16 protein-coding genes are annotated in these 14,894 nt (G+C 59.8%); 12 read left to right on the plus strand and 4 right to left on the minus strand.

The features are described from left to right. Window positions 1–30 precede the first annotated feature (30 nt). From V9T28_RS01790 to V9T28_RS01810, 5 genes are all read left to right on the plus strand, one after another. Window positions 31–918 (plus strand): DMT family transporter, encoded by an 888-nt coding sequence (locus V9T28_RS01790; protein WP_245424064.1) that lies wholly within the window; start codon window positions 31–33, stop codon window positions 916–918. A 58-nt stretch (window positions 919–976) separates the two neighbouring features. Beyond that, window positions 977–2,635, plus strand: coding sequence for an acyl-CoA dehydrogenase family protein (locus tag V9T28_RS01795; RefSeq protein WP_116400508.1), 1,659 nt, complete (start codon window positions 977–979; stop codon window positions 2,633–2,635). A 73-nt stretch (window positions 2,636–2,708) separates the two neighbouring features. Next, a complete protein-coding gene (locus V9T28_RS01800) occupies window positions 2,709–3,503 on the plus strand; it encodes an aldolase (RefSeq protein ID WP_116400509.1) in 795 nt (264 codons plus the stop codon). 160 nt (window positions 3,504–3,663) lie between these two features. Further along, complete coding sequence (locus V9T28_RS01805) at window positions 3,664–4,758, plus strand: hypothetical protein (RefSeq protein ID WP_147306427.1); 1,095 nt, start codon at window positions 3,664–3,666, stop codon at window positions 4,756–4,758. Window positions 4,759–4,911: 153 nt separating this feature from the next. Beyond that, a complete protein-coding gene (locus V9T28_RS01810) occupies window positions 4,912–5,322 on the plus strand; it encodes a nuclear transport factor 2 family protein (RefSeq protein WP_158554773.1) in 411 nt (136 codons plus the stop codon). Window positions 5,323–5,425: 103 nt separating this feature from the next. Here V9T28_RS01810 and V9T28_RS01815 read toward each other — a convergent pair whose 3' ends face one another. Then, window positions 5,426–6,568: a trans-sulfuration enzyme family protein gene (locus tag V9T28_RS01815; RefSeq protein WP_116400512.1), complete on the minus strand. Its 1,143-nt coding sequence runs from the start codon at window positions 6,566–6,568 to the stop codon at window positions 5,426–5,428. Between the two features lie 79 nt (window positions 6,569–6,647). Continuing rightward, complete coding sequence (gene hpt, locus V9T28_RS01820) at window positions 6,648–7,184, minus strand: hypoxanthine phosphoribosyltransferase (protein ID WP_116400513.1); 537 nt, start codon at window positions 7,182–7,184, stop codon at window positions 6,648–6,650. A 478-nt stretch (window positions 7,185–7,662) separates the two neighbouring features. Here hpt and ftsE point away from each other — a divergent pair, with 478 nt between their 5' ends. The 5 genes from ftsE to V9T28_RS01845 all read left to right on the plus strand — a co-directional run bounded on the left by ftsE (window position 7,663) and on the right by V9T28_RS01845 (window position 11,337). Next, window positions 7,663–8,325 (plus strand): cell division ATP-binding protein FtsE, encoded by a 663-nt coding sequence (gene ftsE / locus V9T28_RS01825; protein WP_116400514.1) that lies wholly within the window; start codon window positions 7,663–7,665, stop codon window positions 8,323–8,325. 12 nt (window positions 8,326–8,337) lie between these two features. Beyond that, entirely contained in the window at window positions 8,338–9,300 is a 963-nt protein-coding gene (locus V9T28_RS01830; protein WP_116400515.1) for a cell division protein FtsX, read from the plus strand. Between the two features lie 23 nt (window positions 9,301–9,323). Further along, a complete protein-coding gene (locus V9T28_RS01835; protein WP_158554774.1) occupies window positions 9,324–9,926 on the plus strand; it encodes a YdcF family protein in 603 nt (200 codons plus the stop codon). Between the two features lie 76 nt (window positions 9,927–10,002). Next, the gene (locus V9T28_RS01840; protein WP_116400517.1) at window positions 10,003–10,764 is read left to right on the plus strand and encodes a lysophospholipid acyltransferase family protein; all 762 of its coding nucleotides are present in this window, start codon (window positions 10,003–10,005) and stop codon (window positions 10,762–10,764) included. Between the two features lie 192 nt (window positions 10,765–10,956). Beyond that, window positions 10,957–11,337 (plus strand): hypothetical protein, encoded by a 381-nt coding sequence (locus V9T28_RS01845; protein WP_158554775.1) that lies wholly within the window; start codon window positions 10,957–10,959, stop codon window positions 11,335–11,337. On the opposite strand, the gene V9T28_RS01850 is transcribed toward V9T28_RS01845, so the two are convergent. Next, window positions 11,303–11,869: a gamma-glutamylcyclotransferase gene (locus V9T28_RS01850; protein ID WP_199500097.1), complete on the minus strand. Its 567-nt coding sequence runs from the start codon at window positions 11,867–11,869 to the stop codon at window positions 11,303–11,305. The two genes, V9T28_RS01845 and V9T28_RS01850, sit on opposite strands and share 35 nt — an antisense overlap. A 290-nt stretch (window positions 11,870–12,159) precedes the next feature. Between V9T28_RS01850 and V9T28_RS01855 the strand changes: the two genes are divergently transcribed. Then, window positions 12,160–13,197, plus strand: a complete 1,038-nt coding sequence (locus tag V9T28_RS01855; protein ID WP_158554776.1) for a DUF2125 domain-containing protein — start codon at window positions 12,160–12,162, stop codon at window positions 13,195–13,197. Window positions 13,198–13,564: 367 nt separating this feature from the next. Further along, complete coding sequence (locus V9T28_RS01860; RefSeq protein ID WP_116400520.1) at window positions 13,565–13,963, plus strand: Crp/Fnr family transcriptional regulator; 399 nt, start codon at window positions 13,565–13,567, stop codon at window positions 13,961–13,963. 594 nt (window positions 13,964–14,557) lie between these two features. Here the strand turns inward: V9T28_RS01860 and V9T28_RS01865 are convergent. After that, window positions 14,558–14,800, minus strand: coding sequence for a hypothetical protein (locus V9T28_RS01865; protein WP_116400521.1), 243 nt, complete (start codon window positions 14,798–14,800; stop codon window positions 14,558–14,560). Window positions 14,801–14,894: the final 94 nt, after the last annotated feature.

The raw sequence follows: 14,894 nt of genomic DNA on the forward strand, positions 1-14,894 counted from the left end.
GCCGAAACGGTCTCCGCTACGGCATCGCCCATGTCTTCTTCGCTGCTTTTTGACCGCTTCGCTCCCTTCCTGTTTCTCGTGCTCTGGTCCACGGGCTGGATCGCCGCGCGGGCCATCACGCCCTATGCCGATCCGCTGACGTTTCTCGCCTGGCGTTATGTCCTCGCCGCGGCGGCGCTGGTGATTTTTGCGGTGTTTTCGGGCGCGATTTGGCCGCGCCGTGCGGCTGATTGGGGGCATGGGTTCGTCTCGGGCATCATGATTCACGCGATCTATCTCGGCGGCGTGTGGTGGGCGGTACGGCATGGCGTCCCGGCGACCATTTCGGCGCTGCTCGCGGCGATCCAGCCGATTCTCACGACTATTCTTGCCCCCTATATCGCCAAGGAGCGCATCCGCCCCCTGCAAGGACTTGGCGTCGCGCTCGGCTTCTGCGGCCTCCTGATCGTGCTGTCGCCAAAACTCGCCGGCGTCGCGCCTGGAACGCTCGCTCAAGTGGCCTGGCCGCTCGTCGTGAACGCCTTATGCATGGTGTCGGTGACGCTGGGCGCCTTCTATCAGAAGCGGTTCATTCCCACCGGCGATCTGCGCACCGTGACGGTGCTGCAATATATCGGCGCCTTTTCCGTCACATTGCCAGCGGCGTTCCTGCTCGAGGACATGCATGTCACCTGGAACGCGCCGGTGATCGCCACCATGGTCTGGTCGGTGTTCGGTCTCTCGATCGGCGCGATCGTCCTTTATTTCATGCTGATCCGGCACGGCGCCGTCTCGCGTCCGGCGCAGCTCATTTTCCTCGTGCCGCCGACGGCCGCCGTGCAGGCCTGGGTCCTGTTCGGCGAAAGCCTCAGCCTGCTGCAGCTCGGCGGCATGGCGGTCACGGCCCTTGGGGTTGCTCTCGCCAGCCGAAAAAGCTGATTGCGGAGCGGCGTTTCTTCCGGCATTGTGCGGTGCACAATCAAATCGGGGGACCGCCATGATCGAGAAGCAAGCGCTCTTTTCCGCCGGCCATGGGGCTGTGACGCGCATGGAAGCGCTGTTGCTCGCCGCCACGCAGGCGGTACGGGCGCGGGTCTCGATCAATGGCAAGCCGGCCAACGATCTTGTCGAGCAGGAGCAGCGGGCGGTGCATGGGCTCGCCTGGCTCGCGACCTATGTCCAGGCCATCCGCGAAATGCTGGCCGCCGCCGAGCGGCTTGACCAAGCGGGGGCTTTCGATGAGACCGAAGGTCTGCTGACCCAGATCGGCCTCGGCGAATATCTTGCCCAGGTCTTCGGCGGCATTCCGATGAGCCAGGGCGAGATCCTGCGCCTGAGCGATCTCGGTCTCTCCTCAGCCGAGGCCGACATCTATCGCGACTGGGCGGTCAATGCGCTCATCGCCGGCGGCAATACGGCCGCCAACCGGGCCCGGCTCGCCACCCTGATCGATCATGCCGAGGCTTCCGCCACCATCGGCGCGACCGGCCTCGACGACACGATGGAAGCGATCCGCGCCGAAATGCGCAAATTTGCCGAGGATCAGGTGACGCCGCACGCGCACGGCTGGCACTTGCGCAACGAATATATCCCGCTCGACGTGATCAAGGGCCTCTCGGACCTGGGCGTTTTCGGGCTGACCATTCCGGAGGAATTCGGCGGCATGGGGCTCGGCAAGGTCGCCATGTGCGTTGTGTCGGAGGAATTGTCGCGCGCCTATATCGGCGTCGGCTCGCTCGGCACGCGGTCCGAAATCGCCGCCGAATTGATCATGGGCGGCGGTACCAAGGAACAGCAGGAAAAATATCTGCCGAAAATCGCCTCAGGCGAAATCCTCCCCACCGCCGTCTTCACCGAGCCCAACACCGGCTCCGATCTTGCGTCCTTACGCACCCGCGCCGTGCGCGAGGGCGACGTTTACAAGGTGACGGGCAACAAGACCTGGATCACCCATCCGGTGCGTGCCGATATCATGACGCTGCTCACCCGCACCAATCCCGACGAGCCCGGCTACAAGGGCCTGTCGATGTTCATCGCCGAAAAGCCACGCGGCACCGATGCCGAACCGTTCCCGGCCAAGGGCATGTCCGGCGGCGAGATCGAAGTGCTCGGCTATCGCGGCATGAAGGAATATGAAATCGCCTTCGATGGCTTCGAAGTGCCGGCTGCCAATTTGCTGGGCCTCGAGGAAGGCCAGGGCTTCAAGCAATTGATGCAGACGTTCGAATCGGCCCGCATCCAGACGGCGGCGCGCGCGGTCGGCGTGGCGCAATCGGCGCTCGATCTCGGCTTGCGCTATGCGAAAGAGCGCATTCAATTCGGCAAGGCGCTGATCCATTTCCCGCGCGTCGCCGACAAGATCGTGATGATGGCGGTGGAAGTGCATATCGCACGGCAAATCACTTACTTTGCCGGCAATGCCAAGGACCAGGGCCGCCGCTGCGATCTGGAGGCCGGCATGGCCAAGTTGCTCGGCGCCCGCGTCGCCTGGGCCGCCGCCGACAATGCGCTGCAGATCCACGGCGGCAATGGTTTCGCACAGGAATATCCGATTTCGCGCGTGCTGTGCGACGCGCGCATCCTCAACATTTTCGAGGGCGCGGCGGAAATTCAGGCGCAGGTGATCGGGCGGCGGTTGCTCGAAGGCGGCAATTGAGGTTTTCCTTCTCCCTCCGCCGGGCGCGACGCGTCCTGGCGTTGCACACGATCCGTCTTCAGGAGAGGCGCCGATGGCTCATGCAATGAATACCCAAACTGCGATCGAGGCGGACGGCCCCAACCAGCCGAAGCTCGACAGCGAGGCGGTCTGGCAGGCGCGCGTCGATCTTGCGGCTTGTTTCCGCATGGCGGCGCGCTACGGCCTCGAAGAAGGCATCTGCAACCATTTCTCGGCGATGGTGCCGGGCTATGACGACCTGTTCATCGTCAATCCCTATGGCTATGCCTTTCGCGAACTCACTGCGTCGATGCTGCTGATCTGCGACTTTCACGGTCATGTCGTGTCGGGAAGCGGTCAGCCGGAAGCGACAGCCTTTTACATCCATGCGCGCATCCACAAGCACATCCCGCGCGCGAAAGCCGCGTTCCACACCCACATGCCCTATGCCACCGCTTTGTCCATGACGGAGGGCGATCCTTTGATTTTCGCCGGGCAGACCGCGTTGAAATTCTACGGGCGCACGGCGGTCGACAAAAACTACAACGGCCTCGCGCTCGATGACCGCGAAGGCGATCGGATCGCGGCCGCGATCGGCGATGCCGACATCGTCTTCATGAAGCATCACGGCGTGATGGTCATCGGCCAAACCATCGCCGAAGCATGGGACGATCTTTATTATCTCGAACGCGCCTGTCAGGTGCAGACTTTGGCGTTGTCGACGGGGCGGCAGGTGTTGCCGGTCGATCCATCGATCGCGGAAGCGGCCTATCGGCAAATGCGCGAGGGGGATGCGGAATCGGCGCGGCTGCATCTCGACTCGATCAAGCGCACGCTGGATGCTGAGGAGCCTTCGTACAAGGCGTAAAACCGGGACGGAGATTGGCGGGGCGCAGCCACCCGAGCGCGATCGGTTGGCGGTTGCTGGAAGGCTTGAATTTAGCCAAAAGAGAAATATTCACATTTAATCGATTCAGGGTAGAGTTTCGATTTCTATCAACATGCCGCCATGGCGAAAGTTGAAGAAAATGGACGAGTATTCCTCGCTGTCAAATCGAACCAATACCCGTCTACCTGCCGACCATTGGGCGGCACATCAGCTTTGCTTTGTTATACATGACGTGATGCTTCAGTCGCTGATAAGCGGGAGACAGGCTTCAATATTCAGCGGACACATCAAATTCCGAGACGAAGAAGATCGCGCGTCCTTTGAGGGCGCAACGGATATCTTTGATTGGCTTGAAAATTCAAACCGTGAGGACGATAGGGCCGATCTTCTGGTCAATTTGGTATTTCCAAATTTGCTCGGTGACATGTTTGATTGCCTTTACGAAGCTTTGGAAACATCCAGAAAGGGTAAGCTCACAGTTAGCTTTATGTTGCTTCGCAAGCCACTCCAGGAGTGCCTTTTTCTTTTGGAGTCTATGGTCATTGATAGACACGATTATGCTGGAAAATTAGCCACAAACCCATTGCAACTATGGAGCCAGCGCGGTCACGATTTGGACGCTCATACGAAACGGATAACCAAAGTACTGGAGATATTAGGAGAGAGTGAGAGATTCGACGCAAATTTTCTCGCTCAGCTTCGATACGATAAGAGCGCACCTGATGGTTTCGATGGAGTTTGCAACAAAGCAATGCATTTGTTTACGGGCCACAAAGCAATTCAAACCGCGCCTCTGAACGTCAATTTCATTTTCTCAGAATATAATGAGAAACTCACGCAGTGGGCATATCTGTATAGCCGATTGCCGTATTTGCTTGCTTATCTTCACTGTGTCGTTGAGCACATATACGCAACTATAGCGCTGACGACTCCTGCGTATATCGAAGACATGAATAGGAGGATTGCTGCGCTTGTCGTTTTATGGTGGGAGGGCGTGAAGCCGCCTCATGATGAGCCGCGGCTACACACTTTCTTTCATCACACTCAGGCTTGGCTGCATAATCACTGTAGCAAACAGGGATATCGTCCCCCCGGTCATGCTGATTTGCTTAGGATGGCAGATTCTGGCGCCTACCCAGGCGAGGCGGAAGATGAGGTTGCCGAACGGCAACAACAATTTGTTCAGGCGGCGATTTCTTGCGGCTCTGCCCAACAGGAGACGAGCGGCTCATAGCCGTCTATCTACGGACGCAGCCACCACAGCGCGATCGGCCGGCGGTTTCTGGAGGGCGGGAATGAGGGCCTGTCCTTATGGACCACTTGATAGCGACCCGCGACGGTGTGAATACTTGATCGTTGTGCTCGATCGTCAACGATGGAGGAGCAAATGTCGCGTGAGGATCACAAGCAGATCATTCGCTCAGTTTACGCGGCGCGGGTGGCAGACGATATTGCAGGGGTGGCCGACCACCTCTGCGACGATGTGGCGTTTGAAATCCATGGTGCCGGCACCGGTTTGCCTGGCATGAGCGGACCGGTCAGCGGCAAAGCTGCGGTGGAACCACTGATCGCCGAATTGATCAGAGGTTTCCATTTTTCCGATTGGCAGGAAATATCGCTTATCGCAGAGGGAGACCATGCCGCGCTCCATTGGCGCGCCAAAGTGACTTGTTCGACGAACGGGAAATCAAACACTTTCGATGTTTTCGATTTCTTCAGCTTCCGGGACAACAAAATCCGCGAACTACGCCAATTCACGGATACCGCGAAATTGATGCAGATGGTCTCCGCCACATGATGCTGCGTCGCTCCCTTCTCCCGATGGGAGAAGGGTTTCGCGACGCAGCCCTCTATAAATTTCCCTGGACAGGTCTGCGCTGCGCCTGAGAGGGGTTCGCGCATCATCCCATCGCCGCATGCAAATCCTGATACAAATCCTCCACGTCCTCGATCCCCGCCGACAGGCGCAACAAATCCGGCGGGCAGGGCGAGCCGGCGCCTTCGATTGAGGCGCGGTGTTCGATCAGGCTTTCGACGCCGCCTAGGGATGTTGCGCGTTTCCACAGCTTCACATTTGCAGCTGTAGCAATCGCTGCCTTCTCGCCGCCGCGCAAGCGGATCGAGAGCATGCCGCCAAAACCGCCCTGCATCTGCTTGGCGGCAATCGCATGGCCCGCGTGCGATGACAGGCCGGGATAGAGCACTTCCGCCACCGCGGCATGATTGGCAAGACGCGTCGCCAGTTCCATCGCATTGCGGCTCGCCTCGAACACGCGCAAATGCAACGTGCGCATGCCGCGAATGAGCAGGTAGGTTTCAAACGGCCCGAGAATCATGCCTTGAATGGCGCGCACGCGTCTGATGCGCGCCCAATAATCGTCATCGCTGTTGGTGGCGAGCACACCTGCCAGCACATCGGAATGGCCGTTGAGATATTTGGTCGCGGCATGCATGACGATATCCGCGCCGAGTTCCAAAGGCCGCGTCAGCACCGGGGTCGCGCAGGTGGAATCGACCGCAACGCGCGCGCCGGCCTGATGGGCGATCTCGCTCACCGCTTTGATGTCGGTGATCGTCCACAGCGGATTGGCAGGGGTTTCCAGCCACACGAGCTTTGTCGCGCCCGGCTTGATGGCGGCGCGCACGGCGTTCACATCGCTGGTGTCGACAAAATCAACCGCAACGCCCCATTGCTTGAGGTCATTCATCAGCCAATTGCGCAAGGCCCAATACATGACTTTCGGCGCCACCACATGATCGCCGGGCTTGAGCGCCAGAAACACGGCCGTTGCCGCCGACATGCCGGAGCCGAGCACCAAAGCATGGGCGGCATTTTCCAGCGCGGAGAGAATGGCCTCCGCCTCGCGCACGGTTTCATTGTCGGGGCGACCGTAAATATTGCCGGTGCGATATTGGTTGTCGGGATCGCGGATGAAAGTGGTGGCGATATGGATCGGCGGCACGACGGCTTGCGTCTGCGCATCCACTTTGCCAAGCGCCTGCGCGGCGAGGGTGCGGCGGGTCCAGGGCTTTTGCTCGGCCATGAATTGTGCCTTTTCGAAAGAGCACGCCCTCCTTCTCCCTCTGGGAGAGGAAGTGCGTGCCTCACCGATGTGCCTTGTTTTAATTCGTCTCCACCACCCCGATGAAGGGCAATTCGCGGTAGGAATGGGCGACGTCCATGCCGTAGCCGACGACGAAATAATCCGGGCATTCGAAGCCGACGAAATCGGCCTGGATTTGCACCTGGCGCTTGCCGGGCTTTTCCAGCATCACACAGAGTTTCACCGATTTGGCGCCGCGCGCCGTCAGCAGGTCCTTGGCGAAGGCGAGGGTGCGGCCGGATTCCAGGATGTCGTCGACGAGCAGCACGTCGCGCCCCTCGACGTTTGAATCGACATCCTTCAGAATCGTCACCGTGCCGGTCGAGGTCGTGCCCTTCAGGTAGCTCGACAGGTGCATGAATTCGACCTGCGGTTCGAGCTTCTCGCGGTGCAGGGCCCGGATGAGGTCGGCGGCGAACATGAAGGAGCCGCGCAGCACCGCCACGACCAAGAGGTCGGTGGGCTCTTGCACCGCAATGTCCTTGGCCAATTCTTGCGTCCGCTTGGCGATCGATTGTTCGTCATACAGGACACGGACGCGGCGTTCTCGACTCATTCTCTTTCCTTCTGGTTGACCCCTCGCTCGGGGTGCAGTTTGGCGAAAGCCGGCGCCGCCGTCCACGCCAAAATTCCGCCACGCTTTAGGACCTGTTGACACTTATAGATAGACGCTGGATGAGGTCAAAAATAGCCATCTGCAAGGAGCATTGCGCGGCCGGTACGTCCGTACCGGCAAGCATTGCGACGTGGCAGATGACCATTTTTCACCTCACCGAAGGCGCGGCGAAATTGACCGACTGCGGCGTCGATGGTCCTAGCGGGACGGACGTCCCGCGTCGGCCCATGTCCTGGCATTCGGTCAATTTGGCCGCGTCCAGCGCCTATCTATAAGTGTCAACAGGTCCTGGCCTGTGCGGCAAAATAATACGGCTGATTTGTTATGGTTAACGCCGCGTAAAGAAGTTTTGCGTGTATGTATAGATGGCTGCCCTTGCGCCGCGCAACGGTGGCTGGGGTTTTCAAAGGAGACGGGGTTGGTTCGGTTCGAGAATGTTGGCTTGCGCTATGGCATGGGTGAGGAAATCCTGAAGGATTTGACCTTCTCCATCGAGCCGCATTCCTTCCAGTTCCTCACCGGCCCCTCCGGCGCGGGCAAGACGACGCTCTTGCGGCTCATGCTCCTGTCGCTGCGGCCCACCCGCGGCCTCATCACCTTGTTCAACCGTGACGTCACCACCATGAGCAAGGACGAAGTGACCGGCTTGCGCCGCCGGATCGGGGTGGTGTTCCAGGATTTCCGCCTGCTCGACCATCTCACGACCTACGAGAATGTGGCGCTGCCGCTGCGGGTGAAAGGGCGTGACGAAGCCTCTTACCGCTCAGAAGTCATCGAATTGCTGCGTTGGGTCGGCCTTGGCGAGCGCATGCACGTGCTGCCGCCGGTCCTCTCGGGCGGGGAAAAGCAGCGTGCGGCGATTGCGCGCGCCCTGATCGTGCGGCCCGAATTGCTGCTGGCCGACGAGCCGACCGGCAATGTCGACCCGAGCCTCGCCCGCCGGCTGCTGCGGCTGTTCATCGAATTGCACAAGTCGGGCACCTCCGTGGTGATCGCCACCCACGACCTTGGTCTGATGGACCAGTTCGACGGGGCGCGCCGGCTCGTGCTCGGCGACCGCCGCTTGCATATCTACGATTAAGGCGCCGCCGCGATGAGCACCATCAATCAGACCAGTCCCGGCGAGGAGCAGGCGCAGCGGCAGGCCTCGCGCGCCCTGCGGCGCGACATGCCGCTGGTGCCGGCCGCATCGATCGCTGGCCGGTCGCTCGTCACCGTCATCGTCATCATGACCTTTCTCGCCTCGCTCACGGCGGGCGGGGCCTTTCTCATCTCTGGCGCGTCGCAGGATTGGCGCTCGTCGGTGTCGCGCGAAATGACCATCCAGATCCTGCCCGCGTCCGGGCGCGATCTCGATACGGAATCGAAAAAAGCCGCCGACATTGCTCGCGCGGCACCCGGCGTCGCTGGCGTGCAGGTCTATAGCAAGTCCGAATCCGAGCGCCTGCTCGAGCCTTGGCTCGGCACCGGGCTTGATCTTGGCGAATTGCCGGTGCCGCGCATGATCGTGGTGGATGTCGCCGCCGGCCAAAGGCCGGACCTGAATGCCTTGCGCAAGACCTTGGCCGACAAGGTGCCCGGCGCCAATCTCGACGACAACCATGTCTGGATCGAGCGCCTCGGCACCATGGCGCAGACGATTGTGGGCGTGGCCATCGTGATTTTCATCCTGGTGCTGGTCGCCATGACACTGGCCGTCGCCTTTGCGACGCGCGGCGCCATGGCCGGCAATCGCGGCATCGTCGAGGTTCTGCATTTCGTCGGCGCCGAGGATCGTTTCATCGCCCGGCAATTTCAGCGCCACTTCCTGCGCCTCGGCCTGCGCGGCGGCCTTATCGGCGGCGGCGCGGCGATCTTCTGTTTCTTCCTCGCCGGCCGGGTTTCGGCATGGTGGCTCGCCACCCCGGGCGGCGATGAAATGGAGGCGTTGTTTGGGTCCTTCGGCTTGGATTGGCATGGCTATGCGGCTATTGTTGTGATCTCCATCGGAATCGCCCTCCTGACCGGTTACATGTCGCGGACCATCGTCTTTCGCCATTTGCGTGGGCTCGATTGATGCTATTCGGGCTGAGAGGCTTTTTGCATCGCGCGCGCGTCACCATCCTGACGGTGCTCGGCTTAATCTGTTTCGTGCTTGTCGTCGGCTTTTTCATGTTCGTCGCGCAGCTCGCCCATGACGAGCCGGAGCTGACCGACCGCGCCGACGGCATCGTCGCGCTGACGGGTGGGCCGGAGCGGATCATCGAGGCGGTCGATCTGCTCTCCAAAGGCCATGGCAAAAGGCTGCTGGTGACGGGCGTGAACCAGGGCACGACCAGTCACGAGATCGCCAAGCTCACGCCCAAGTTCCACGACGAATTCGGCTGCTGCATTGATCTCGATTATGAGGCGGCCAACACGGTGGGCAATGCGGACGCGGCGCAGAAATGGGCCCGGGCGCATCACATGCAATCGCTGATCATCGTGACGTCGTCCTACCACATGCCGCGCGCGCTCGTCGAAATGCACCGCGCGCTGCCCGATCTCGATCTCATTCCCTATCCGGTCGTCAGTTCGCGTGCGGCCTATGACGAGTGGTGGGCCGATTCCGGCATGGCCCGGCTTCTCTTCTTCGAATATCTCAAATATCTTGGCGCCCGCATCCGGGCAGAATTTTACGGCTTTTCCGATTGGAAAATCTGACAAGATAAAATGCTAGAGACATATGCGGATCGGCTCCAGCCGGCCAGCAGGTCTCAATGGGGGCGGAACGTCTAAGATGGTGTATCTCCGGTCGGCACTATTCAATCTTGCCTTTTATATCGTGCTGGTTTTTCTGATCATCGCCGGCACGCCGCTGCTGTTGATGGATTATCGCTATATCTTCAAGCTCGCCCATGTCTGGGGCCGCACGTCTTTGTGGCTGCTCGACAAGATCTGCGGGCTGAAGGTCGAATTTCGCGGTGTGGAGAAAATCCCGAAGGGCGGTTTCCTGATCGCGCCGAAGCACCAATCAATTTGGGAGACTTTCGCGCTGCTCACCCATTTCGACGATTTCACCTTCGTGCTCAAACGCGAGCTGACCTACATCCCGTTTTTCGGCTGGTATCTGCCCAAGGCCCGGCAGATCGCCATCGACCGCGCCAAGGGCGGCAAGGCGCTGGAACAGGTGACGGAGCGGGCCCGCGAGGTTCTTGCGGCCGGCCGGGCGATCTTCATCTTCCCCGAAGGCACCCGCCGCCCGCCGGGCGCGCCGCCGAAATACAAATTCGGCGTTGCCCAAGTCTACGGCGAGACCGGCGCCCGCTGCCTGCCGGTGGCGCTGAATTCCGGCCTGTTCTGGCCACGCCGCAGTTTCGTCCGCCGTCCGGGCAAGGTTCTCGTCGAATTTCTCGACCCGATCGAGCCGGGGCTCGACAAACAGGTATTCCTGGCCGAATTGCAGGCCAGGATCGAGGCCGCCTGCAACCGGCTGAATCAGGAGGCGGTGCAGGCACGACCGGAATTGCGGACGGTACTGGTCGAGGGCAGCCGCGCTTAGGCAGGGCAAAGATATTCGCTTTTTGTTCCGAAATAGGCTTGACCGACTGGCGATAATGTTCCATCTTTGTTCGTATCATGGTTAACGGGCGAAGGAAGGAACAGGCTGATGCACGCGATTGCCGGTACGGGCTTGTCCTTTGATCTTTCTGCCCTAAATCCATTTTCTGTCGCGGCCGACGGTCCCCCGGCTTTGACAGAAAGTCCAGCCGGCGCACCGCTCGCGTCCCTCGCGGGCGGCGCGCTGGCTCGACGGTTCCATTCCTGGCGCGGCGCCTCCGGCGCGCGCTATATTTGCTCGGTCTTTGCGGCAACTGCGCTGGATGAATTGGCAAGCTATGCCGATGCGGTCGTGATCGGCGTCGTCGCCGCTGGCGAGGGCGATTTACGTGTCGTCCTCATCGGCGAATCGGGGTCTTTGCCCGAAGTGTTCTGGCAAGGCGAATTCGCGCGGCGGGCGCGCGCCGCGGGCGTCAATGAGTTTCATCTGCATTTGCTGACTGAGCGCGCGGAAGAGCGCCGCGCGGTGATGGGCGATCTCACGCGTCAGATGGCTGCAAAGCGGGCGTCTTGAGCTTGGCCACCAGCCAATCGAGCCGGTGATCGACCAGGCCGAGTTCGGTCAAGTGATCGCGCGTGTTGCGGATATAATCGGGATTGGCGCCTGAGACGCCGTGTCCTTGGCGTACCAACCGCAAGGTCTCGGCAGGTGTCAGTTTGCCGGCATATTGAGGGTGCCTGCGGTCGGCCACATAGGTCAGCGCAGTGGCGTGGCGCGCATCGGCCAGAATCGCCTTGACCAGCCGCTCCAGATAGACCGACGTGACCTGCTCGCGTTCGCGCAAATAGGCGATGGTGGCCGCGCGGTGTTCCGCGGCGACGCGAAAGGCGATGCCGCGGCACGAACCGCCCGAATCGAGGCCGAAGACGAGGCCGGGCTTGTCCGGCGTGCCACGATGCACATGCGAGTAAATGCAGGGCGCGCGGTGAAAGCCGTGAATCGTGGCAATCTTGCACTCGATATAGGCAAAGCCCGGCTTCCACATCAGCGAACCATAGCCAAAAACCCACAAATCGCCTGGTTCATCCTCGATATTCACCCGCATGAAGCCTTCCTTTAGAGTATTTTCCAGAAAAGTTGCGCGACCTTTCGGTTAAGAAAATGCGATAAAACAAAGATATAGAGCATTTTGCAATTCTGAAAGAATGCAAAATGCTCCTCCCACCAGTTCCTCATTCCGTCGCAATGTTTTTGAAAATGTCCGCAAATCACAGTACCAGAGTTCTAGCGCAATAATGGGCGCCGGACAGGCCGGTTTGGGCATGTCCGTTGGTCGATTAGAGCAAGAGACGGGCCGGTTGCAGCCCGAACGGGCATTTATTGGAGGAGATGGGCATGTCTGTGGCGGTTGGCGCGTTGCGCCGTGGATCTCTCAATCGGTGGGGGATGATCCTCGTTGCGGTGCTGATCGTTCTGGCCGGAGCCTGGACGGCGCTGTGGTTCTATGCCGCCAGCCAGGCGCAAGCGGAGGCCGACGCCTGGCTCGCGCGCGAAGCCTCATTGGGGCGGCGCTGGACCTGCCCCGACCGGCAGATTTCCGGCTATCCGTTCACGATGCAACTGACCTGCACCGGGCCGCATTATGCCGGGCGCGACGGCGAAGGATCGGTCGTAGCCTTCCGCGCCCATGCGGAAGTGTGGTCGCCCGCACGGATCACCGCCGAGGCCGATGGCCCGCTCGTGCTGCAATCGGCCGACGGCACGCGGCATGTGCAAGCCAATTGGGCCGCGGCGTCGATCGTTCTTTCCGGCAGCCCCAGCGCGCTGCAGAGCGCGCAGATCGAACTCGATCAGCCGGATATCGGCCTGACCGCGTCCAATGTGGAAACAAGCGTCAAGGCGGAGCACGCGCTCTTCGATCTGCAGCCGTCGGAAACCTCCGATGCCGAGGACCGCATCTTCGATCTGCATCTCAAACTCGACAATGCCGCTTTGCCGCTGATCGACCCGTTCACCGGCAATGACGCGCCCGTCAATTTCGAGGCGCAGGCGACGATCAACGCGCTCGATCTGGGCGGCAAGGGCACGCCGCCCGAGCGCCTGGAGGCCTGGCGCAGCAATGATGGCGCCGTACAGATCGATGATCTGGTCTTCAGCAAGGGGACGATGAAGCTCGCGGCGCAAGGTCGCCTCGCGCTCGACCCGGAGCACCGCCCGTCGGGCAAGATTGACCTGAGCATGATTGGCATGGAACCGCTCATGACCGCGTTTCATGTCCCAGCCCAAATCTTGAGTGTAACCGCCTTGCTTGGCGGGAAACCGGTGGGCCATCTCACCGGCGAGGGCAAGTCGCTGAACGTGACGCTCAAACTGGCTGATGGGGAGGTCGCCGTGGGGCCACTGAAAGTGAGCAGGCTGCGGCCGCTATATTGAACGAACGGAAATGTCCGCGGCGATCTGCATCCTGCAACTCTGCCCGACGGACCGGGCCGGACCGCACGTGTTCAAGGCGGGTTGACGCGCAAAATCAAGTCCGCGACGTGGGTGCAGAAATCGGTTGTAACCGCGGAGTTTTGCCAGTGACTTTTGCCATAGGAAAAGGCGAGGGATTTCAGAGCGGCGGCGTGTCGCAAAAAATCAGGAATTCTGCAATATTTTTGTTACACAGGCGTCTTGTGTGAATTTTATCACACAAGAAATTGCTTAATTGGGAAATTGTTAGTGGACAATTCGACTGGGGGCCATCGGATCTAACCTATTCCGTGACCGTGCAATAGCCTGACCCCGTTGGAGACAGAAAATGAACGACGTTTCATCGGTCCCCGGCCCAGGAGCCGCCGCCATAGATTTCAGGCAGATCGCGCGAGGCATCGGAACGGTCAACACCTATAGGGCGGGAGACGTGATCTTCCGGGAAGGCGACGGCCCAACCTATGCCTACATTGTTCTCAGCGGCAAAGTCGAAGTCTCCGCCCGCGGAAAAATCATCGAGCAGGTCAATGAAGGGCGGGCCTTCGGCATCATCTCCGTCATCGACAAAAAATTGCGTTCGGCGACGGCGACTGCGGTTGAGAATTCTGAAATCGCACTGCTGGATTCGCGACAGTTCCGTTACATGGTCGAAGCAATGCCGAATTTTGTCTGGTATGTGCTCGGTGAAGTCGTCGATCGGCTGCGCGCGACAAATTCCGCATTGTAGCCAAGGGGCAAGACGCGGCTGAGCGCACTACGCCGTTGGAAGGCCGGAAATGATTGCTTCCGAACAGTCCTCGCCGAAGGGCCAGGCAGCGCGGCAAATGCGCACGTCAACTGACGAGCAAAATCAAATATGAGACGTGGTAGAAAAAAATCGGTTGCAAAAGTGGTGTTTTGTCACTGACTTTTGCAACAGGAAAAGGCGAGGGATTTCAGTGCGGGATAGGAGTGTCGCAGAAGTCAGGATTTATGCGATCTCTCGTCATTTATGCGATCTCTCGTCCAAGCATTGGTAATAAAGCTCCCGACGAGGCTTTGAGTTCATGTCGTGATACGCACCGTAAACACTTTCTGGGATAGGCACGTAGTGGACCGGTAGACGCTTCAAAGTTTTGGCGTGGCAGGCTCGCTTGAGCGGCGTATCGTAGCTATATTCGCGCGCCAAAGCTGAGCATGAGCAAAGCGAAATCGCACAAATTGACAGCATTAACTGTTGAAATCGCATGCGTCGCAAAACTCCCGCTTTCTGTACGAAATGATACACCGAATTTTGCGACATTCGAAAGTCAGGAGTTTCGCGACATAATCTGTGCTGAACTTAAGAGTGTTTCCAGTTGAACTCGGCTTCCGCCAATGTGCGTAGCTCGGCCTCCTGATTTGGGTAGGCGGCGGCCGGGAGATCCTCGAGTGTTAATCGCAAACTCGCCATGTGCAGGATGTGTCGTTGAGCAGGCGTAGGATTTTCAAGATCGAAGAGCGATGCGATATTGTCGCGTAGCCATCTGCCGTGTTCGCTGGAGTCCCATCCGCTAAATCGAAGCCATTCCTCTTTGGGGGTCATCAGCGTTCATCCTCCAGCTTGTCGCGAAATTCCCGATTAAAGCGACACTTTTGCTCCCGACTTTTGCAACAGGGGTCCGATCAGATTCCCAGCC

The organism is Methylovirgula sp. 4M-Z18 (genome assembly GCF_037890675.1).
GTDB lineage: Bacteria > Pseudomonadota > Alphaproteobacteria > Rhizobiales > Beijerinckiaceae > 4M-Z18.

What these genes read in the sequence shown, in the direction of transcription:
- V9T28_RS01810 (WP_158554773.1), top strand. Translation starts at nt 4,912, where the DNA reads ATGTCGCGTGAGGATCACAAGCAGATCATTCGCTCAGTTTACGCGGCG.
- V9T28_RS01795 (WP_116400508.1), top strand. Translation starts at nt 977, where the DNA reads ATGATCGAGAAGCAAGCGCTCTTTTCCGCCGGCCATGGGGCTGTGACG.
- V9T28_RS01790 (WP_245424064.1), top strand. Translation starts at nt 31, where the DNA reads ATGTCTTCTTCGCTGCTTTTTGACCGCTTCGCTCCCTTCCTGTTTCTC.
- V9T28_RS01855 (WP_158554776.1), top strand. Translation starts at nt 12,160, where the DNA reads ATGTCTGTGGCGGTTGGCGCGTTGCGCCGTGGATCTCTCAATCGGTGG.
- hpt (WP_116400513.1), bottom strand. Translation starts at nt 7,184, where the DNA reads ATGAGTCGAGAACGCCGCGTCCGTGTCCTGTATGACGAACAATCGATC.
- V9T28_RS01815 (WP_116400512.1), bottom strand. Translation starts at nt 6,568, where the DNA reads ATGGCCGAGCAAAAGCCCTGGACCCGCCGCACCCTCGCCGCGCAGGCG.
- V9T28_RS01860 (WP_116400520.1), top strand. Translation starts at nt 13,565, where the DNA reads ATGAACGACGTTTCATCGGTCCCCGGCCCAGGAGCCGCCGCCATAGAT.
- V9T28_RS01850 (WP_199500097.1), bottom strand. Translation starts at nt 11,869, where the DNA reads ATGCGGGTGAATATCGAGGATGAACCAGGCGATTTGTGGGTTTTTGGC.
- V9T28_RS01865 (WP_116400521.1), bottom strand. Translation starts at nt 14,800, where the DNA reads ATGACCCCCAAAGAGGAATGGCTTCGATTTAGCGGATGGGACTCCAGC.
- V9T28_RS01840 (WP_116400517.1), top strand. Translation starts at nt 10,003, where the DNA reads ATGGTGTATCTCCGGTCGGCACTATTCAATCTTGCCTTTTATATCGTG.
- V9T28_RS01805 (WP_147306427.1), top strand. Translation starts at nt 3,664, where the DNA reads ATGGACGAGTATTCCTCGCTGTCAAATCGAACCAATACCCGTCTACCT.
- V9T28_RS01830 (WP_116400515.1), top strand. Translation starts at nt 8,338, where the DNA reads ATGAGCACCATCAATCAGACCAGTCCCGGCGAGGAGCAGGCGCAGCGG.
- V9T28_RS01800 (WP_116400509.1), top strand. Translation starts at nt 2,709, where the DNA reads ATGGCTCATGCAATGAATACCCAAACTGCGATCGAGGCGGACGGCCCC.